This window comes from Pseudomonas sp. BW16M2 (assembly GCF_014268865.1).
Taxonomy (GTDB): Bacteria; Pseudomonadota; Gammaproteobacteria; order Pseudomonadales; family Pseudomonadaceae; genus Aquipseudomonas; species Aquipseudomonas peradeniyensis.
In genome coordinates, this window is record NZ_JABWRI010000035.1 from 37,133 (window position 1) to 57,747 (window position 20,615).

Annotated in this window: 16 protein-coding genes; 4 read left to right on the forward strand and 12 right to left on the reverse strand. The window is 63.7% G+C overall.

Annotated features, from left to right (window positions below; all coding sequences use genetic code 11):
- Positions 1-27: 27 nt before the first annotated feature.
- The 5 genes from HU735_RS23395 to sdhC all read right to left on the reverse strand — a co-directional run bounded on the left by HU735_RS23395 (position 28) and on the right by sdhC (position 6,345).
- Complete coding sequence (locus tag HU735_RS23395; RefSeq protein WP_186715681.1) at positions 28-2,859, reverse strand: 2-oxoglutarate dehydrogenase E1 component; 2,832 nt, start codon at positions 2,857-2,859, stop codon at positions 28-30.
- Positions 2,860-3,104: 245 nt separating this feature from the next.
- Positions 3,105-3,809 carry a succinate dehydrogenase iron-sulfur subunit gene (locus HU735_RS23400; protein WP_028690457.1) on the reverse strand — a complete coding sequence of 235 codons (705 nt, stop codon included), beginning with the start codon at positions 3,807-3,809 and terminating at the stop codon, positions 3,105-3,107.
- Positions 3,810-3,820: 11 nt separating this feature from the next.
- Complete coding sequence (gene sdhA / locus HU735_RS23405; RefSeq protein ID WP_028690456.1) at positions 3,821-5,593, reverse strand: succinate dehydrogenase flavoprotein subunit; 1,773 nt, start codon at positions 5,591-5,593, stop codon at positions 3,821-3,823.
- Positions 5,594-5,596: 3 nt separating this feature from the next.
- Positions 5,597-5,965: a succinate dehydrogenase, hydrophobic membrane anchor protein gene (gene sdhD, locus HU735_RS23410; RefSeq protein ID WP_028690455.1), complete on the reverse strand. Its 369-nt coding sequence runs from the start codon at positions 5,963-5,965 to the stop codon at positions 5,597-5,599.
- Positions 5,959-6,345, reverse strand: a complete 387-nt coding sequence (gene sdhC / locus HU735_RS23415) for a succinate dehydrogenase, cytochrome b556 subunit (protein ID WP_088852917.1) — start codon at positions 6,343-6,345, stop codon at positions 5,959-5,961. Before sdhC ends, sdhD begins: the two co-directional genes overlap by 7 nt.
- 352 nt (positions 6,346-6,697) lie before the next feature.
- On the opposite strand from sdhC, the gene gltA reads away from it, so the two are divergent.
- Positions 6,698-7,987 carry a citrate synthase gene (gene gltA / locus HU735_RS23420; RefSeq protein ID WP_050706521.1) on the forward strand — a complete coding sequence of 430 codons (1,290 nt, stop codon included), beginning with the start codon at positions 6,698-6,700 and terminating at the stop codon, positions 7,985-7,987.
- Positions 7,988-8,038: 51 nt separating this feature from the next.
- Here the strand turns inward: gltA and HU735_RS23425 are convergent, their stop codons facing one another.
- The 6 genes from HU735_RS23425 to HU735_RS23450 all read right to left on the reverse strand — a co-directional run bounded on the left by HU735_RS23425 (position 8,039) and on the right by HU735_RS23450 (position 13,145).
- Complete coding sequence (locus HU735_RS23425) at positions 8,039-9,688, reverse strand: hypothetical protein (protein WP_186715683.1); 1,650 nt, start codon at positions 9,686-9,688, stop codon at positions 8,039-8,041.
- 149 nt (positions 9,689-9,837) lie between these two features.
- Positions 9,838-10,239, reverse strand: a complete 402-nt coding sequence (locus tag HU735_RS23430) for a type II toxin-antitoxin system MqsA family antitoxin (protein ID WP_186715685.1) — start codon at positions 10,237-10,239, stop codon at positions 9,838-9,840.
- A 2-nt stretch (positions 10,240-10,241) separates the two neighbouring features.
- Positions 10,242-10,538, reverse strand: coding sequence for a type II toxin-antitoxin system MqsR family toxin (locus tag HU735_RS23435; protein ID WP_186715687.1), 297 nt, complete (start codon positions 10,536-10,538; stop codon positions 10,242-10,244).
- A gap of 94 nt (positions 10,539-10,632) precedes the next feature.
- Positions 10,633-11,958, reverse strand: a complete 1,326-nt coding sequence (locus tag HU735_RS23440; protein ID WP_186715689.1) for an MFS transporter — start codon at positions 11,956-11,958, stop codon at positions 10,633-10,635.
- A gap of 53 nt (positions 11,959-12,011) precedes the next feature.
- Positions 12,012-12,497 carry a hypothetical protein gene (locus HU735_RS23445; protein ID WP_062574669.1) on the reverse strand — a complete coding sequence of 162 codons (486 nt, stop codon included), beginning with the start codon at positions 12,495-12,497 and terminating at the stop codon, positions 12,012-12,014.
- Positions 12,498-12,668: 171 nt separating this feature from the next.
- Complete coding sequence (locus tag HU735_RS23450) at positions 12,669-13,145, reverse strand: sigma-70 family RNA polymerase sigma factor (RefSeq protein ID WP_186715691.1); 477 nt, start codon at positions 13,143-13,145, stop codon at positions 12,669-12,671.
- A 216-nt stretch (positions 13,146-13,361) separates the two neighbouring features.
- Between HU735_RS23450 and HU735_RS23455 the strand changes: the two genes are divergently transcribed.
- The 3 genes from HU735_RS23455 to HU735_RS23465 are packed head-to-tail and all read left to right on the forward strand — an operon-like array spanning position 13,362 to position 17,910.
- On the forward strand, positions 13,362-14,540 hold the full coding sequence (locus tag HU735_RS23455) for an efflux RND transporter periplasmic adaptor subunit (RefSeq protein ID WP_186715693.1): 1,179 nt from the start codon (positions 13,362-13,364) through the stop codon (positions 14,538-14,540).
- 1 nt (position 14,541) lies between these two features.
- Positions 14,542-16,503 carry a MacB family efflux pump subunit gene (locus HU735_RS23460; protein ID WP_186715695.1) on the forward strand — a complete coding sequence of 654 codons (1,962 nt, stop codon included), beginning with the start codon at positions 14,542-14,544 and terminating at the stop codon, positions 16,501-16,503.
- A 3-nt stretch (positions 16,504-16,506) separates the two neighbouring features.
- Complete coding sequence (locus HU735_RS23465) at positions 16,507-17,910, forward strand: efflux transporter outer membrane subunit (protein WP_186715697.1); 1,404 nt, start codon at positions 16,507-16,509, stop codon at positions 17,908-17,910.
- A gap of 46 nt (positions 17,911-17,956) precedes the next feature.
- Here the strand turns inward: HU735_RS23465 and pepN are convergent, their stop codons facing one another.
- Complete coding sequence (gene pepN / locus HU735_RS23470; protein WP_186715699.1) at positions 17,957-20,614, reverse strand: aminopeptidase N; 2,658 nt, start codon at positions 20,612-20,614, stop codon at positions 17,957-17,959.
- Position 20,615 lies beyond the last annotated feature (1 nt).

Here is a 20,615-nt window from a genome sequence, read left to right on the forward strand (position 1 = left end):
AAATTCGGTTTCAGGTGCGCGAAGGCGTTAGACAGTGAAGGCGTCTTGCAGCAGTTTTTCCTGCTGTTCGGCGTGCTTCGATGCGTAACCACAAGCTGGCGCGGCAGAAGCGTCGCGACCGGCGTATTCCAGGACCAGCGCCTTGTTGTGGCGGCCCAGGATACGGCGCATGTGGTGCTGGCTGCTGTACCAGGCGCCCTGGTTCATCGGCTCTTCCTGACACCACACTGCATGCTTGAGGTTGGTGTAAGGCGCGAGGATCTCGACCAGGTCGTCCTCAGGGAACGGATACAGCTGCTCGATACGCACGATGGCGATATCTTCGCGGCCTTCGGCACGGCGTTTTTCCAGCAGGTCGTAGTAGACCTTGCCACCGCACAGGACCAGGCGTTCGACCTTGGCCGGATTCAGGGTGTCGATTTCCGGGATCACGGTCTGGAACGAGCCATCGGCCAGGTCTTCCAGGGTCGAGATGGCCAGCTTGTGGCGCAGCAGCGACTTCGGCGTCAGCACGACCAGCGGCTTGCGCAGCGGGCGGATGACCTGGCGACGCAGCAGGTGGTAGATCTGTGCCGGGGTGGTCGGCACGCAAACCTGGATGTTGTGCTCGGCGCACAGCTGCAGGTAGCGCTCCAGACGCGCGGAGGAGTGCTCCGGACCCTGGCCTTCATAACCGTGTGGCAGCAGCATGGTCAGACCGCACAGACGGCCCCACTTGTGCTCGCCGCTGGTGATGAACTGGTCGATCACCACTTGCGCACCGTTGGCGAAGTCGCCGAACTGGGCTTCCCAGATCACCAGCGCGTTCGGCGTGGTGGTCGAGTAGCCGTATTCGAAGGCCAGTACCGCTTCTTCCGAGAGGAAGGAGTCGTACAGGTCGAAACGCGGCTGGCCCGGGAACAGGTTCTTCAGCGGCACGTAGGTGCTGGCGTCCTTCTGGTTGTGCAGCACCGCGTGACGGTGCGAGAAGGTGCCACGGCCGATGTCCTGGCCGGTCATGCGGATCGGGTGACCTTCGAACTGCAGGGTGGCGTAGGCCATGGTCTCTGCATAACCCCAGTTGATCGGCAAGCCACCGGCCTGCATCTTCTGGCGATCTTCGTAGATCTTGGCGACCTGGCGCTGGACGACGAAACCTTCAGGCAGCTCGAGCAGCTTGGCCGACAGCTCCTGCAGGGTCTTGAGGTCGAAGCGGGTATCGTGACGCGCGGTCCAGGCATGGCCCAGGTACGGACGCCAGTCGACGAACAGCTCGCGGTTCGGCTCCTTGACCAGGCTCTTGACCACGTGCAGGCCGTTGTCCAGGGCGTTGCGGTACTCGTCGATCTTGGCCTGGGCGCGCTCGGCGTCGATGCGACCGGCGCTGATCAGTTGCTCGGCGTACAGCTCACGGGTGGTGCGCTGCTTGCTGATCTGCTGGTACATCAAAGGCTGGGTGCCGTTCGGCTCGTCGGCCTCGTTGTGGCCGCGACGACGGTAGCAGACCAGGTCGATGACCACGTCACGCTTGAACTGCATGCGGTAGTCGATGGCCAGCTGGGTGACGAACATCACCGCTTCCGGATCGTCGCCGTTCACGTGCAGGATCGGCGCCTGGATCATCTTGGCAACGTCGGTGGCGTACTCGGTGGAGCGCGCATCCAGCGGGTTGCTGATGGTGAAACCGACCTGGTTGTTGATCACGATGTGCACGGTGCCGCCGGTCTTGAAACCGCGGGTCTGCGACATCTGGAAGGTTTCCATGACCACACCCTGGCCGGCGAACGCTGCGTCACCGTGGATGGAGATCGGCAGAACCTTGTCGCCAACGGTGTCGTTGCGGCGATCCTGGCGGGCGCGAACCGAACCTTCCACCACTGGCGAGACGATTTCCAGGTGGGAGGGGTTGAACGCCATGGCCAGGTGAACTTCGCCACCAGGGGTCATCACGTTGGAAGAGAAGCCCTGGTGATACTTCACGTCACCGGAGCCCAGCTCGTTCATCTTCTTGCCTTCGAACTCGTCGAACAGCTCGCGCGGGTTCTTGCCGAAGGTGTTGACGAGCACGTTCAGGCGGCCACGGTGGGCCATGCCGATCACGACTTCCTTGGTGCCGTAGGAACCGGAGCGCTGGATCATTTCGTCCAGCATCGGGATCAGGCTTTCGCCACCCTCGAGGCCGAAGCGCTTGGTGCCCGGGTACTTGGTGCCCAGGTACTTCTCCAGGCCCTCACCGGCCGTGACGCGCTCGAGCAGGTGAGCCTGCACGTCGGCGGAGAATTCCGGACGGCCACGCACGCTTTCCAGGCGCTGCTGGAACCAGCTGCGCTGCTCGGAATCGACGATGTGGGTGAACTCGGCGCCAATGGTGCGACAATATGTCTTCTGCAGCGCTTCGAAGATTTCGCGTAGGCTCGCTTCCTCTTTGCCGATGAACAGGTCGCCGGCACGGAAGGTCGTATCAAGATCGGCATTGGTCAAGCCGTAGTGATTGATCGACAGGTCTACGGGCGCAGGACGCTGCCACAACCCCAACGGGTCGAGCTTGGCAGCCTGATGGCCGCGCATACGATAGGCCTGGATCAGTCGCAGCACTTCAACCTGCTTCTTCTCGTGTTCACTGCTCACGCTCCCGGCGGATACCGGTTGGGCGCGGCGCTGGTTCTTTGCCAGCAGTACGAAATGGTCGCGGATCGTCGAGTGCGATACATCGGTAGCGGTGCTGCCGTCGGCGGGCAACTTCTGGAAGTAAGTGCGCCACTCTTCTGGCACAGCGTTAGGGTCGTGCAGGTAGAGCTCATAAAGCTCTTCCACATATGCAGCGTTACCACCTGAAAGGTGGGCGCTATCCCACATGCGCTGCATCACGCTTTCTTGCATGCTTGGTCACCCTCGGTTAGGGGACTGATCGGCGAGAGCCACAGCAAACCTGGAAAAGTCCGAACACAGCGACTGAACCACGCCACCTGGATCCTGCTGATTTTCCGGGTACCAGCCCGGAAGCCCCTGCTGGTCTCATATCTTCATAGGTAATGAGCGCGGGCTTTTTGAGCCCTTGCTCGGGTTTTACCTCAGTGCGGGCTCACCACCCGCACCTCGGCTTACTGCAGGTACAACGCTTTGAATCAGGTGCCGCTTTGCAGCAGCATGTTACGTACGTGGCCGATTGCCTTGGTCGGATTCAGACCTTTCGGGCAAACGTTCACGCAGTTCATGATCCCGCGGCAGCGGAACACGCTGAACGGGTCATCCAGGGACGCCAGGCGCTCCTGAGTCTTGGTGTCGCGGCTGTCGGCCAGGAAACGGTAAGCCTGCAGCAATGCGGCGGGGCCCAGGAACTTGTCCGGGTTCCACCAGAACGACGGGCAGGAGGTCGAGCAGCAGGCGCACAGGATGCACTCGTACAGACCGTCCAGCTTGTCGCGATCTTCCGGCGACTGCAGACGCTCGATGGCCGGGGCCGGGGTGTCGTTCTGCAGGAACGGTTTCACCTTCTCGTACTGCTTGTAGAAGATGCTCATATCGACGACCAGGTCACGGATAACCGGCAGGCCTGGCAGCGGGCGCAGGACCAACTTGTTACCTTTTACGACAGCGGACAGCGGCGTGATGCACGCCAGGCCGTTCTTGCCGTTGATGTTCATGCCGTCGGAACCGCACACGCCTTCACGGCAGGAGCGACGGTACGAGAAGCCCTCGTCCTGCTCCTTGATCAGCGCCAGCACGTCCAGGACCATCAGATCCTTGCCGCCGGTGTCGACCTGGAAGGTCTGCATCTTCGGCGCCGAATCGGTGTCCGGGTTGTAACGATAAACTTCGACTTGCAACATAGCGGCCACCCTTAGTAAGTCCGGACTTTCGGTTCGAAGGCAGGAACTGTCTTCGGCGCAAAGTTGACGCCACGCTTGGCGACGCGCTTCTCACCCGGGTAGTACAGGGTGTGGCACAGCCAGTTTTCGTCGTCACGGTCTTCGAAGTCTTCACGGGCGTGCGCGCCGCGGGACTCTTTACGGGCTTCAGCGGCAATGGCGGTCGCTTCGGCGACTTCCAGCAGGTTCTGCAGCTCCAGCGCTTCGATACGCGCGGTGTTGAAGGCCTGGGACTTGTCGTTGATCTTGACGTTGGCGATGCGGTCACGCAGGCCGGCCAGCTGCTCGATACCCTTCTGCATGTATTCGCCGGTACGGAATACACCGAAGTAGTTCTGCATGCAGCTCTGCAGCTCGCGCTTGAGGCTGGCGACGTCTTCGCCGGTGGTGCGCTCGTTGAGCTTGCTCAGGCGGTTCAGGGCAACGTCGATGTCGGTGTCGCTGGCATCGCGGTATTCGACGCCGTCGCTCAGCGCCTTCTCCAGGTGCAGGCCGGCGGCGCGGCCGAAGACCACCAGGTCGAGCAGCGAGTTGCCGCCCAGGCGGTTGGCGCCGTGGACCGATACGCACGCCACTTCACCTACGGCGAACAGGCCCGGGATGATGTGGTCGTTGCCTTCGGCGTCCATGGTGATGGCCTGGCCATGAATGTTGGTGGCAACGCCGCCCATCATGTAGTGGCAGGTCGGGATGACCGGTACCGGCGCGACCACCGGGTCGACGTGGGCGAAGGTCTTGGACAGTTCGCAGATGCCTGGCAGGCGGCTGTGCAGCACTTCCTCGCCCAGGTGGTCCAGCTTCAGCAGTACGTGGTCCTTGTTCGGGCCCACGCCGTTGCCGGCGATGATCTCTTTGACCATGGAACGGGCGACCACGTCGCGGCCAGCCAGGTCCTTCGCGTTCGGCGCGTAACGCTCCATGAAGCGCTCGCCGTGGGCGTTGATCAGGTAGCCACCCTCACCGCGGCAACCCTCGGTGACCAGTACACCGGCGCCGGCGATGCCGGTCGGGTGGAACTGCCACATCTCGATGTCCTGCACCGGCACGCCGGCACGCAGGGCCATGCCGACACCGTCACCGGTGTTGATCAGGGCGTTGGTGGTGGAGGCGTAGATACGACCGGCACCGCCAGTGGCCAGAACGGTGGCCTTGGACTTGATGTACATGGTTTCGCCGGTTTCGATGCAGATCGCGATCACACCGACGAAAGCGCCGTCCTGGTTCTTCACCAGGTCGACGGCGTAGTACTCGTTGAGGAAGGTGGTGCCTGCTTTCAGGTTGCCCTGGTACAGGGTGTGCAGCAGCGCGTGACCGGTACGGTCGGAAGCGGCGCAGGTACGGGCGGCCTGGCCACCTTTACCGAAGTCCTTGGACTGGCCACCGAACGGGCGCTGGTAGATACGGCCAGTCTCGGTACGCGAGAACGGCAGGCCCATGTGGTCCAGCTCGAAGACCGCGGCCGGGCCTTCCTGACACATGTATTCGATCGCGTCCTGGTCACCGATGTAGTCGGAACCCTTGACGGTATCGTACATGTGCCAGCGCCAGTCGTCGTTCGGGTCGGCCGAAGCGATGGCGCAGGTGATGCCGCCCTGGGCGGAAACGGTGTGCGAACGGGTCGGGAACACCTTGGTGACTACGGCGGTCTTGTGGCCGCCTTGAGCCAGCTGCAGCGCTGCGCGCATGCCAGCGCCGCCGCCACCGATAATGATGGCGTCGAAGGAAATCGTAGGAATGTTAGCCATGAATCAGATACCCCAGAGAATCTGCACACCCCAGACGAAGTAAGCGAACATCGCTACACCGCATACCGCCTGGAACAGGAAACGAATCGCAGTCGCCGACTTGCCGAAGGACATCGGCGTCAGGTAGTCGGTGGCAATGGTCCACATGCCGACCCAGGCGTGAGCGCCCAGGGCAACGAGGGCCAGCAGACTGAAGATGCGCATCGCGTTGTTGGAGAACAGAGCGTGCCACTGGGCGTAGTCGATACCCGGGTGGGCAGCGAGGTAGCCGATCAGGAAGATGAAGTAAGCCGCGAGAACGACCGCCGAGACGCGCTGCGCCATCCAGTCGTAGAGGCCCGAACGCGACAGGTTCGTGACGTTAGTTACCATACCCAAACTCCTGCCAGAACGATCAGCACCACGGAGATGACGATCACGATTTTCGAGCCCAGCTTGCCGCCTTCCAGCGTCTCACCGATGCCCATGTCCATGATCAGGTGGCGCACACCTGCCACGAGGTGATACAGCAGGCCGGACAGCAGGCCCCAGGTCACCAGTTTGGCCAGCGGACTGGTCAGACACGCCTTCACCTCGGCAAAGCCTTCCTCGCCACCCAGCGACTTGCTCAATGCGTACAGCATGATGGCAAGGCCGAGGAACAGGATGACGCCGGAGATACGGTGAAGAATGGACGTGTACGCGGTGATCGGGAGTTTGATGGTCCTTAGGTCTAGGTTTACAGGTCGTTGGCTTTTCACGGCTTTTTTCACACTGAAGAGCCCCTAGCTAACAGGGCAAAGTTGTTGGTAAGTGTACTGGTCAGGTACCCACCACCCAGGAGAGCGACGACACCCAGCAGGGCGGGCTTGAAAGCCCCTGGGAGTCGGCTGCCGAGTATAGACAGTTAGGCTGCTTATGACAACGTGAGGGGCTCGCCCAAATAGCGCATTGCCTTTAGTGAACAAAAGGCGTAAACGGGCGAGAATTTCGTGAAAAACCAGGCTTCAGGGGGCGTTTCAACCAGCCTTTAGGCAAATTGACATTCGAATTTATCCCTCTATAGTGGTGCGGGCCCTGCGTGGGGGGTCTGTCTGATGATTTCAAGCATTAATAGGAGGCCACATGGCTGACAAAAAAGCGCAGTTGATCATCGAGGGCGCTGCCCCCGTCGAGCTGCCCATTTTAACCGGCACCGTTGGTCCCGATGTTATCGACGTCCGCGGGTTGGGGGCATCCGGCCACTTCACCTTCGACCCCGGCTTCATGGCGACCGCCTCGTGCGAGTCGAAGATCACCTACATCGACGGCGACAAGGGCATCCTGCTGCACCGCGGCTACCCGATCGAACAGCTCGCCGAACAGTCGGACTACCTCGAGACCTGCTACCTGCTGCTCAACGGCGAACTGCCGAATGCCGAGCAGAAGGCCCAGTTCGTCAGCACCGTGAAGAACCACACCATGGTTCACGAGCAGTTGAAGTCGTTCTTCAACGGCTTCCGCCGCGACGCCCACCCGATGGCGGTGATGTGCGGCGTGGTCGGCGCCCTGTCGGCGTTCTATCACGACTCGCTGGACATCAATAACCCGCAGCACCGCGAAATCTCCGCGGTGCGCCTGGTCGCCAAGATGCCGACCCTGGCCGCGATGGTCTACAAGTACTCCATGGGCCAGCCCATGATGTACCCGCGCAACGACCTGTCGTACGCGGAAAACTTCCTGCACATGATGTTCAACACCCCGTGCGAGATCAAACCGATCAGCCCGGTGCTGGCCAAGGCGATGGACCGGATCTTCATCCTCCACGCCGATCACGAGCAGAACGCCTCCACCTCCACCGTACGCCTGGCGGGCTCCTCGGGCGCCAACCCGTTCGCCTGTATCGCTGCCGGCATCGCCGCACTGTGGGGCCCAGCCCACGGCGGTGCGAACGAAGCCGTACTGACCATGCTCGATGAAATCGGCGATGTCTCGAACATCGACAAGTTCATCGCCAAGGCCAAGGACAAGAACGATCCGTTCAAGCTCATGGGCTTCGGTCACCGCGTCTACAAGAACCGCGACCCGCGCGCCACCGTGATGAAGCAGACCTGCGACGAAGTGCTCAGCGAGCTGGGCATCAAGAACGACCCGCAGCTGGAACTGGCCATGCGCCTGGAAGAGATCGCCCTGACCGATCCGTACTTCGTCGAGCGCTCGCTGTACCCGAACGTCGACTTCTACTCGGGCATCATCCTCAAGGCCATCGGCATCCCGACCAGCATGTTCACCGTGATCTTCGCCCTGGCGCGGACCGTCGGCTGGATCTCGCACTGGAAGGAAATGCTCTCCAGCCCGTACAAGATCGGCCGTCCGCGCCAGCTGTACACCGGTTACGAGCAGCGTGACATTGTTGACCTGAAAGACCGCAAGTAAGCCTCATCGGCTGAACGCAAAAAGGCTGCCCTCGGGCAGCCTTTTTTGTTCCTATCCCTTGTACGAAACCACGGTGTGGGTGGTGTCCAACCCCAGTTGTTCGAGCCGTTCCAGGACATACCCCAGGCACTGCCCGCCATCGGGTTTGTAGTGTCCGGAGGCATCGTTGACCAGGCCAAGTATGTCGCTCACCGCATTGCTGGTGGTCTTGCGGTCGATCCGCATTTCTCCGGCGCACACCACCGGCTGCCCACCACCAAGCTGACTGTGCCGGGTGTAATGCGTCCGATCGAGGGACTGATCCCAAAACTTGACCAGAATGCTCTTTTGCGGGGTGTAGACCCAGGTGTAGGCATCCTGGGCAGTATTGGGACGCAGATAGATCAATCTTCCGCTCTTGAGCTCATAAGCCAGTATCTGACCCCGCTCTTCACCGATCAGCTGACAGACGCCATCGAGGGCTTCAGGCCGATAGCTGCGCCATTTCAGCACGTCGATCAACCATTGCTGCAATTGCATCGGGTAGGTGTAACCGGCAAAGTCCAGGGGCGCCGAGATATCAGCCTTGCGCCAGTCCAGCCAGTTCACCCGGCCTTGCCATGCCACCCCGTCCCTGGCCTCGACCCAGCGGTTGTCGCTCCCAACGACGCGGTTGCTCAACTGGTCATTGACCTTCAGGTCCAGCGACTGCATCTTCCAGGCCGGGCCGTACCCCCCGGCACTGGCCTGGTAGATCTCGACCGTATGCAGTTCATCGGCATAGATCACGCTGCGCTGGAACATCTTGATCAGGTCGACCTCGACCTTGAAGTGCGCCCCACGCTCGAAGTTGCCGGCCAACGGCTGGCGGTACTCGCTACCATTGATCGAGAACGAAAGGGCATCGCCTGTTCCGGCACTGTAGTCGGCAGAGACAGCGAGGCACACGCTCAGTTTGTTGATGACCATGCTCGGCGCCTGGCCTCGGCGGGGGACCTGGGGCAGTTGCACCCGCCAGGCTTCGGAGGGTAGCGCCTCGCTTCGTCGCTGCAGCAAGACCTCACCCGAAGTCGGAGCACTGCACAAGCTACGGGTACCGTCGCCATAGAGAAGCTCGCCCTTGGAAGACAGCCGCCAGCGATCTCCCGAGGCTGCGCTCGCCTTGCCGCAGATCCCGAGCCCCAAGGCCTGCCCGGTGGTGACATTGACCAGTTGTCCGTCCTTGTAGAGCCATTGCATGGCCTTGGGATCCGGATTCACGGCGAGGCACACGCCCTCCTCGTCCGCCATCAGGTAATCATGACCGTTGGTGAGCATGAACGGGATACCGCTGGGTAGGCCATTCACGGGGTCCCCGGCACCACCACTGCCATCCAGTGCCTTCAGCTGGGTGAACTCGACCGTTTGCTGACGCTGCGCACTGTCGGTCAACAACACGGCATGGCTGTTGGCGGCCAGCTGGATACGGCTGATATGGCGAAAGTCATGTAGCGGGTGTACGCCGGTCAATTGCTTGCCATCACCGTAGACCACCACCCAGGCCTGGTCGTGGTGGTTGCGCGACTCCAGCACGCAGGCCAGGCTTCGGCCCCAGCGGATAACCGGAGTCCTGGCCTGATCATCCGGTTTCGTGCTGGCGGGATTGGCAGCCGAAAAGCTCATCTGTGGTGGGAACGCAGGCAGCTGGGCCCGCGTCATCCAGGCGATGCTGAAACTGGACATGCATTTTTCTCCTGACTGTATGAGCGGAAGGGTCCGTCAACAATCAGTCGAAATTACGTGCACAATCTCGAAGGCGCTGTAGGGGGGCAGAGCTGCCGACGCTCAAAATCCCTCCCCTGCCTGTAGGACCTGTTGACTGCCTGGGCGTATCAGGCAGTCCTGACTTCCTCGAACAGTTCCGGATGGCGATCCAGGAGCTTGAACAGCTTGATCAAAGCGACCGGCGGCCGGGTCTTGCCATTTTCATAACGAGAGAACGCATTGACGCCTCCCCCGAAGATTTCACCCGCTTCACGCTGATCGAGGTCGAACTTCCTGCGCACGGCAACGATGAAGGCAGGGTCAATAGACTCAGCATTGATCTTCCGATCAAACTCCACCATCAGGTCACTGACACGCATGGCTTCGGCATGACTCAACACCGCCTCACCACAGGCAGGGCAATAATCACCACTGACATGCGGAATAAGCGTCGACATGCCCTTGTAGCGATAGGGCATGTCCTGAGTGTCCGGTGCAAGCTCGGCACCACCACAAATCGGGCATCTCATGTTTACAGCTCCTTGAAGGACACGATAAGAACATCATCGACAACCATCAGTTTGAGATACACATACCCCACTGCAGTGAGCGGTCGATAGACGTCCTGCCAGGCCAGGTGATCGGCATAGCAGGTCATGCTCTTGTAGAAATCAGCACGCTCCAGCCTGGTGATCACCTCAAGCATACCCGGGTAATCCAGCCCCAGAGCCCTGGCTCCTCGAAGCGCGGTAGAGGTTGCCCTTACTCGCTCGACTGCGAGCAGCGCTTTTATTCGCTCCAACGTGCAGTGCGGCGTTCTTTTCTCCATGAGAAATTAACCTTCCAGGTTATTTTTGGCCAATAGGTTATTCCAATAACCCCCACCCGGAAGTCTGCCTCACTGCCCTGCCGCCCTTACCGCTTCATTTGTCACCACACATGAGCGCCAACGGCTCCGCCCCAAACCCCAACGACTCACGACGTCCGAAATAGAGCGCCGTCAGCAATCCGACCATGCCCATGACCAGACAAAAGCCGACACACACCCATGGGCTCCAGGGCATCAGGGCGATCAGCGCCAGCGGCGTGGTGCTGGCCCACAGGGCGTAGGCGATGTTGTAGGTGAAGGAGATGCCCGATACCCGGATCTCGGCCGGGAACAGCCCGACCATCACTGACGGCACCACCCCCACTACGCCACAAGACAGGCCGGCCAGGGCATAGGCCGCCCAGAGCTGCCCCCACTGGCCCACCAGGCTGGCGTACAAGGCGCCGATGCCCAACGGCAACAGCAGGCAGTAGAGCATCAGCGCCCGCCAGGCACCGATACGGTCCACCAGCAAGCCGGCCAGCACGCAGCCAATATTGAGGAAAACGATGCCCACGCTGCTCAGGGCGAAGGTGTGCCCGGCTGTCATGCCGAACCGTTGTTGCATCACAGTCGGGGTGATCACCACCAGCACCACCACTGCCGAGGTCAGTACACAGGTCAGCAGCGCCGCCGGCACCAGGGCCCGTCGATGAGTGCCCAGCACCCGTCGCAGGGGGAAGGCCACCGGCTGTTCCTGCTGCGCCCGCAGGGCCAGGAACACCGGAGTTTCACTCAACCAGCGGCGCAGCCAGACACCGATCACGCCAAACACGCCGCCGAGCAGGAAGGGATAGCGCCAGGCGTAATCGAGGATCTCCTGGGGCGTGAACAGTTGTGCCAGCAGGGTCGCGGTCAGCGCCCCGAGCAGGTAGCCGAAAGTCAGCCCGGCCTGCAGGAAGCCCAGGGCATAACCGCGACGACCAGACGGCGCATGTTCGGCGACGAAGGTCCAGGCGCTGGGTACCTCGCCGCCGACCGCCGCCCCTTGCAGGATGCGCAGGGCCAGCAGGATCAGCGGCGCGGCGTAACCGATGTCGGCGTAGGTCGGCATCATCCCGATCAGCAGGCACGGCAGCGCCATCATCAGGATGCTCAGGCTGAACACCCGTTTGCGCCCCAGGTGATCGGCAAAATGGGCCATGAGTATGCCGCCCAGCGGCCTGGCCAGATAGCCAGTGACGAAGATCCCGAAGCTCTGCAGCAGGCGCAGCCATTCCGGCATTTCAGGCGGGAAGAACAGCTGGCTGAGGGTCAGCGCGAAGAATACGAAGATGATGAAATCGTAGATTTCCAGGGCGCCACCCAGCGCGGCCAGCCCCAGGGTCCGGTGGTCACGACGGCTGAACCGTGGCGGGCGGGTGGTATCGATGGCAGTCATGGCAGCTTCCGCAACGAGGCAAAAGGCCAGAGGATAGCAAATCCACCCGCTGCTCAGGGGTTGCGGCAGAACACCGTCTGCGCAAGATTGGTGCGCCGCCGGGCATGGTTCGAGGCCCCCGCCAACCCCGGCGGCAAGGGTAACTGCCCGACCAGCACGGGCATATCGATGATCGCCATGAAGGACTCCAGCGCCTCGCTGTCGGGGGCATGGGGCAGGCTGATGCTGACGGCGTGGCGATCACTCGGCGGTACGGCGGGCACTTTCAGGTGTGGCGAGTGGTACAGCAGCGCGTGCTGGATCTGCGAGCTGACCCGGCAAAAACGCGCCAGGTCGACCCCGGCATGACTGGCCAGCTCGATGTTGCCCACCAGCAGGTTGAAGGGTTCCAGGGCGCTGTGCACCAGGCGCTGCAAGTCGTCGAAACTTTCCACCGGGGCGATCCGGTAATAACCCAGGCCATTGAGCATCTTCTCCAGCTGCAGGCGCTGGCCGGGGTGCTCGTCGGCGATGAGGATGCGCATGGATTTGTTAGGCATCGTCCGGACCTGGGCAGTTGGGTGGTGACGGTAGCTCCATGACCATACTGCGCCGGCAACGGCAACGTCAGGCGGGACGCCTGAACGGGGGGTCTTTATTGATAGTTGTCGTGAACCCGGGAGAAATCAAGTCGCCCACTCACGGAATTTTCACATCTGCGCACGGCTCGCTCAGGACTCCCACTGGCGCATGCGCACGCGGCAATGCTTCATGGCGTTGACGATGTGTTTTTCCACCAGGCTGCGGGAAATACCCAGGCGCTCGGCGATCTGCTGGTGCGACAGGCCATCGAGCTTGCGCAGCAGGAAACTGTCGCGGCAAGGCCCGCTCAGTTCGCCCAAGGCCTGCTGCATCATCGACAGACGCTGGTCGAGTTGCATGCTCTGCGTCAGCGCAGGGGTATGCCAGCGCTCATCGCTGTCAAGTACCTCCAGCGGCTCGGCTTGACGCACCAGATGTCGACGATGATGATCGACCACGAGGTTCATGGCCGTGCGATACAGGAAGGCGCGTGGGTGCTCGATCTGCTCGCCCTCCGTGCGCTCCAGCACCCGGATGTAGGCATCGTGGGCGACGTCTTCGGCCGCCTGGCGATTACCGAGTCGGGCGGACAGGAAGCTCACCAATTCGCGATAGTAATGTTCCACGACGGCACCTGGCGTCTCCCTGCTCAAGCGTTGGTAGTCAGGGGCAGTGTTCTGGATGATGTCAGCGTGCGATCTTACAAATTATAATTATTCGCAGCAACACGCAGACCACCCCCGTGCTGCGCTAAATCGTTATCGAGATCATTCGTTTAACTGGGACCCCCGAGCGCATGCCCCGTCGCGGCACTCGGCCACTATCTCCGGCTGGAAGCCCGCATGACACGCACATCCAATACCCGTCGCCGTCTGCTGATCGGCGCCCTGGGCCTGGCCGGCCTCGGCAGCCTGGTGGCCTGGCAGGTCCTGCCGCTCGGCGGCGCACCGGTCAGCACCGTGCCGGTGATCCGCGCCGATATCGAGAGTAGCGTCACCGCCCTGGGCACCCTGCAACCACGTCGCTATGTCGATGTCGGCGCCCAGGCCTCGGGGCAGATCCGCAAGCTGCATGTGGAGGCCGGCGACGAGGTGCGTCAGGGCCAGTTGCTGGTTGAAATCGATCCGTCAACGCAACAAGCCAAGCTCGATGCCGGACGCTTCTCGATCGAGAACCTCAAGGCCCAGCTCGCCGAACAGCGGGCGCAGTACCTGCTCGCCCAGCAGCAGTACAAGCGCCAGCAGGATCTGGCCGCCACCGGCGCCAGCCGCCAGGAAGACCTGCAGACGGCCGCGGCGCAGTTGAAGGTGACCCAGGCCCGCATCGACATGTACCTGGCGCAGATCCGCCAGGCCCAGGCCAGCCTGCGCAGCGACGAAGCGGAGCTGGGCTATACGCGGATCTACGCGCCCATGAGCGGCACCGTGGTGGCGGTGGACGCCCGCGAGGGCCAGACCCTCAACGCCCAGCAGCAGACTCCGCTGATCCTGCGCATCGCCAAGCTGTCGCCAATGACCGTGTGGGCCCAGGTGTCCGAAGCCGACATCGGCAAGGTCAAGCCGGGCATGACCGCCTACTTCAACACCCTGGCCGGCGGCAAGCGGCGCTGGACCAGCACCGTGCGGCAGATCCTGCCGGTGCCACCCAAGCCGCTGGACCAATCCAGCCAGGGCGGGGGCAGCCCGGCCAGCGCCACGGCCGGCACCACGGGCACCAAGGTGGTCCAGTACACCGTGCTGCTGGACGTGGACAACCCCGACGGCGCCCTGATGGCGGAGATGACCACCCAGGTGTTCTTCGTCGCCGGCCAGGCCAGCCAGGTGCTCAGCGCGCCCCTGGCCGCGCTCGATGACACCCCCGGCGACGGCGTGCGCCTGGCCCAGGTGCTGAACAACAAGGGGCAGATCGAGGCGCGTCAGGTACGCACCGGCTTGAGTGACCGCCTGCGGGTGCAGATCCTCGACGGCCTGAACGAAGGCGAGCGCCTGGTCATCGGCCTACCCGCCGCCAGTGGGGGTTGAGATGTCCACGCCCCTGATCGAGCTGTGCGACATCCGCAAGGTCTACGGCGGTGTCGATTCGCCCAGGGTCGAGGTGCTGCGCGGCATCAGCCTGAGCATCCACCCCGGCGAGTTCGTCGCCATCGTCGGCGCCTCGGGTTCCGGCAAGTCGACCCTGATGAACATCCTCGGCTGCCTCGACCGCCCCACCTCGGGCAGCTATCGCTTCGCAGGCCGGGACGTGGCCGAGCTGGACAGCGACGAGCTGGCCTGGCTGCGCCGCGAAGCTTTCGGTTTCGTGTTCCAGGGCTACCACCTGATCCCCTCGGGTTCGGCCCAGGAGAACGTCGAGATGCCGGCCATCTACGCCGGCACCCCGCCCGCCGAACGCCATGCGCGCGCCCACGCCCTGCTCGAACGCCTGGGCCTGGCCAGCCGCACCGGCAACCGTCCGCACCAGTTGTCCGGCGGCCAGCAGCAGCGGGTGTCGATCGCCCGCGCGCTGATGAACGGCGGGCACATCATCCTCGCCGACGAGCCCACCGGCGCACTCGACAGCCAGAGCGGCGCCGAGGTGATGACCCTGCTCGACGAACTGGCCAGCCAGGGCCATGTGATCATCCTCATCACCCATGACCGTGAAGTCGCGGCCCGCGCCCAGCGGATCATCGAGGTGCGCGACGGCGAGGTGGTCAGCGATTCGGCCACCCCGTCCTCGGTCGATGCACCACCCCGACAGGTGCAGGCCGACGACCTGCGCCAGCGCCTGGACTTCGGCGCCACCCAGCGCGGCGCCTGGAAGGGCGAGCTGGTCGAGTCCCTGCAGGCCGCCTGGCGGGTAATGTGGATCAACCGCTTCCGCACCGCCCTTACCCTGCTTGGCATCATCATCGGGGTGGCCTCGGTGGTGGTGATGCTGGCGGTCGGCGAAGGCAGCAAGCGCCAGGTCATGGCGCAGATGGCCGCCTTCGGCTCGAACATCCTCTACCTCAATGGCAAGCATTCCTCCGAGGAACTGATGGGCATCGTCACCCTCGACGATGTCGACGCCATCGGCGAACTGCCGCAGGTCAAGCGCGTCATGCCGGTCATCGGCGACAAGCTCATGGTGCGCCACGGCAACAAGGGCGAGCAGTTCTATGTCGGCGGCAACAACACCTGGTTCCCCGAGATCTTCAACTGGCCGGTGGTCGAAGGCAGCTTCTACAGCGAGGCCGACGAGGCCAACGCCGCCGCCGTGGCCGTGATCGGCCAGAAAGTGCGCGAGAAGATGTTCGGCGTGGGGAGCAACCCGCTCGGCCAGTACCTGCTGATCGGCAACGTGCCGTTCCAGGTGATCGGCGTACTCCAGGGCAAGGGTGCCAGTTCCGGCAGCGAAGACAGCGACGAGCGCGTGGTGGTGCCCTACTCCGCCGCCTCCATCCGCCTGTTCGGCAGCCGCGATCCGGAGTACGTCACCATCGCCGCCCAGGATTCCAGCCGCGTGAAGGAAACCGAGCAGGCAATCGAACGCCTCATGTTGCAGCGTCACCAGGGCAAGTACGATTTCGTCCTGACCAACGACGCCGCGCTGATCCAGGCCGAGGCCCGCACCCAGAACAGCCTGTCGCTGATGCTCGGGGCGATCGCCGCGATCTCGCTGCTGGTCGGCGGCATCGGCGTGATGAACATCATGCTCATGACCGTGCGCGAACGCACCCGCGAGATCGGCATCCGCATGGCCACCGGCGCACGCCAGCGCGACATCCTGCGCCAGTTCCTCACCGAAGCGGTGATGCTGTCGATGGTCGGCGGCGTGACCGGCATTGTCCTGGCCCTGGCCATCGGCGCCAGCCTGCTGCTGGCCGACATCGCCGTGGCCTTCGCCCTGCCCGCCATCCTCGGCGCCTTCGCCTGCGCCGTGATCACCGGCGTGGTGTTCGGTTTCATGCCGGCCCGCAAGGCCGCCCGCCTCGACCCGGTCAAGGCCCTTACCAGCGAATAGTTCATGACCATCCCCAGCCGCATCAGCCTGTTGACCCTGAGCCTTTGCCTGGCCGCCTGCAGCAGCCCGCCGCCACCGGCGGCGAACATCAACCCACCAGCCGCCTGGCAGGGGCCGACCACGGCCCAGCCCCTGCCCGACAGCCAGTGGTGGCGCGCCTTTGCCAGCGCCGAGCTGGACCGGCTGGTCGAACGCGCCCGCCTGAACAGCCACGACCTGGCGGCGGCCGCCGCGCGGGTACGCAAGGCCCAGGCCAGCGCGGTGATCGCCGGCGCACCGCTGCTGCCCGAGGTGCAACTGGGCCTGAACGGCAGCCGCCAGCGCCTGTTGCGCGGCGAAGGCAACAGTCAGCTCGACGCCAGCAGCAGCGAACGCACCAGCACCTCCTTCGGCACCCGCCTGAGCGCCAGCTACGAGATCGACTTCTGGGGCGGCCTGCGCGCCACCCGCGACAGCGCCCTGCTCAGCCTCGACGCCAGCCGCTTCGACCGCCAGACCGTGGAGCTGACCCTGGTCAGCGCCGTGGCCGACAGCTACCTGCAGGGCCTGGCCTTCGACGAGCAACTGCGCATCGCCCGCCTCAACCTGGACAACGCCCGTGATGTACTGGGCCTGGTCGAAGCCCGCGAACGCTCGGGCTCGGCCACCCGCCTGGAACTGGCCCAGCAGCGCAGCCTGGTGGCCGCCCAGGAGCGCCAGCTGCCGCTGCTCGAACAGCGCCGCCAGGACAACCGCATCGTCCTCGCCACCTTGCTGGGCGACCCGGTGCAGGCGCTGCCTGTGCCTCGCGAAACCATCGGCAACGTTCAGTGGCCCGGCATCGGCAGCGGCGTGCCCAGCGAGCTGCTCGGCCGCCGTCCGGACATCGCCGCCGCCGAGGCGCGCCTGGCGGCGGCCAGCGCCAACGTCCAGGTGGCGCGGGCGGCGATGCTGCCGCGCCTGATACTGGGGGCGGACCTGGGCAGTGGCGCCCGGACCCTGCCTAACCTCTTCGACAGCCCGTACTACACCCTGACCGCCGGTCTCACCGCGCCGATCTTCAACAATGGCCGCCTGAGCGCCGCGCGCGACCAGGCCAGCGCCGAGCAACAGGAGTTGCTGGAGCTGTACCGCGCCAGCATTCTCGCGGGCTTTGCGGATGTCGAGAAAGCCCTGAACGCCATTGCCGGCGTGGAGCGTCAACGTCGCTGGCAGGACCAGGAAGTGGAACAGGCGCGCATCGCCTTCGACCTGGCCCAGCAACGCTATGCCGCTGGCGCCGAGACCTTGCTCACGGTGCTGGAGACCCAGCGCACGCTGTACCTGGCCCAGGACCAGCAGGCGCAGTTGCGCCTGGAACAGTTGCGCGGCAGCGTGGCGCTCTACAAGGCTCTGGGTGGAGGCTGGCAGGCGCCACAGAAACTGTAGGAGCGGGCTTGCCCCGCGAAGGGGCTGCGCAGCAGCCCCAGGGGTCTCAAGCGAGACTTTTGCTCACCACCTCATACACATCGCTGGACAGCGCACCGGAAGCGAGGATCCGCTCCAGCTCGCCCTTCATCAGCGCCTGGCGCTGATCGTCATACTTGCGCCAGCGGGTCAGCGGTGCGAGCAGACGCGAAGCGATCTGCGGGTTCAGCGCGTTGAGCTCGATCACCAGATCCGCCAGGAAGCGGTACCCCGAACCATCGACAGCGTGGAAGTTGACCAGGTTCTGCCCGGCGAAAGCGCCGACCAGCGCCCGCACCTTGTTGGGGTTCTTCAGGGTGAAGGCCGGGTGCTGCATCAGCGCCTTGACCCGCGCCAGCCCACCTGGCAGCGCACTGGCCGCCTGCACGCTGAACCACTGGTCCATGACCAGCGGGTTGTCCTTGAAGTGCTCGGCGAAGGCTTGCAGCGCCTTGGCCCGCTCGGCTTCGAACGGCGAATTGACCAACACCGCCAGCGCGGTCAGGCGCTCGGTCATGTTGTCGCAGTGCTCGAACTGCTCCAGGGTCGCCTCGAGCACCGGCGCCTTGGCGGTCAGCATCAGGTACGACAGGGCAATGTTCTGCAGGCTGCGACGGGCGAAATGCTCGGCCGAGGCCACATAGGCGGTGTTGCGCGAGACCTCGCGGTTGGCCTGGTAGCGCGCCCACAGGGCGTCGAACAGCTGCTCGGCGATCTGCTGGCGGGCGAACTCGCGGGCGGCGTGGATCGCATCGACATCGGCCACCTGGCTGATCTCGGTGAGGTACGCCTCACCCGGCAGCGAAAGCATCTCGGCGACCATGGCGGGGTCCAGCGAGGCGTTGCCGAGCACGGTGCCCAGGGCGGTGATCAGGCGCTGGTCGAGTGTGAGCGCTTCGCCGCGCTGGTGCTGGCCGATCAGTTCCTGCAACACCTGCACCGACAGTTGCTGACCGGCTTCCCAGCGGTTGAAGCCGTCGCTGTCATGCTGCATGAGGAACATCAGCTGGTCGCGGTCGTACGGGAAGCTCAGCTTGACCGGCGCGCTGAAGCCGCGCAGCAGCGACGGCAGCGGCTTGGCCTTGATCCCCTCGAAGGTGAAGGTCTGCTCGCCCTCGGTCACCGACAGCACGCGGTTGCTGCCGACGGCCTGCGCCTCGCCCACCAGGCGCAGCGGCAGGTCGTTGCCTTCGGCGTCCAGCAGGCCCAGGGCCACCGGGATCACGAACGGCAACTTCTCGACCTTGTCCGGGGTCTGCGGGCAGCTCTGGCGCAAGGTCAGGCTGTAGGTCTGCGCGGCGGCGTCATAGGCCTCGCTGACTTCCAGGCGCGGCGTGCCGGCCTGGCTGTACCAGCGCTTGAACTGGGTCAGGTCGACGCCGTTGGCGTCTTCCATGGCCTTGATGAAGTCGTCGGTGGTCACCGCCTGGCCGTCGTGACGCTCGAAGTACAGGTCGCTGCCCTTGCGGAAGCCCTCGGCGCCCAGCAGGGTGTGGACCATGCCCACGACCTCGGCGCCCTTCTCGTACACGGTCAGGGTGTAGAAGTTGGAGATCTCGATGAAGCTCGCCGGGCGCACCGGGTGGGCCATGGGGCCGGCATCCTCGGCGAACTGGTGGGTGCGCAGGTAGGCGACATCCTCGATGCGCTTGACCGTGCGCGAGTTCATGTCGGCGCTGAACTCGGCATCGCGGTACACCGTGAAGCCTTCCTTGAGCGACAGCTGGAACCAGTCGCGGCAGGTCACGCGGTTGCCCGACCAGTTGTGGAAGTACTCGTGGGCGACCACGCCCTCGACCCGCTGGTGGGCGGCGTCGGTGGCGGTCTCGGCGCGGGCCAGCACGCAGCTGGAGTTGAAGATGTTCAGGCCCTTGTTTTCCATGGCGCCCATGTTGAAGTCGTTGACCGCGACGATCATGAAGATGTCCAGGTCGTACTCGCGACCGTAGACTTCCTCGTCCCAGCGCATGGACTTCTTCAGGCTGACCATGGCGTGGTCGCACTTGTCGAGGTTTTCCGGCTCGACATAGATGCGCAGGGTCACATCGCGGCCTGACTGGCGAACGAACGTGTCTTCCTTGCACCAGAGGTCACCGGCCACCAGGGCGAACAGGTAGGCCGGCTTCTTGAACGGGTCTTCCCAGGTCGCCCAGTGGCGGCCGTCTTCCTGAGGGCCGCTGCCGACCGGGTTGCCGTTGGACAGCAGCACCGGATAGCGATGCTGCTCGGCGATCACCGTGGTGGTGAAGGTGCTCATCACGTCCGGCCGGTCGAGGTAGTAGGTGATCTTGCGAAAGCCCTCGGCCTCGCACTGGGTGCAGAACATCTTGCCGGACTTGTACAGGCCTTCCAGCGCGGTGTTGCTCTCAGGGTGGATCTTCACGCTGGTGTCCAGGGTGAAGCGCTCACGCTTCGGCTGCACGGTGAGGCTGTCGTCGTCGAGCTGGTAGTCGTCGGTGCCCAGCGCCTGGTCGTCCAGCTGCACGCTCAGCAGTTCCAGGTGCTGGCCATCGAGCACCAGCGGCGGCAGGCCGGCGCCGCGCTCGGGGTTGCGGCGCATGACCAGCTGCGCATGGACCAGGCTGTGGTCCTCGAACAGTTCGAAGGTCAGGTGGGTCTCGTCGATCAGGTACTCGGGGGCCTGATAGTCCTTGAGGTAGATCACTTGCGGTTGTTCGGTACGCATG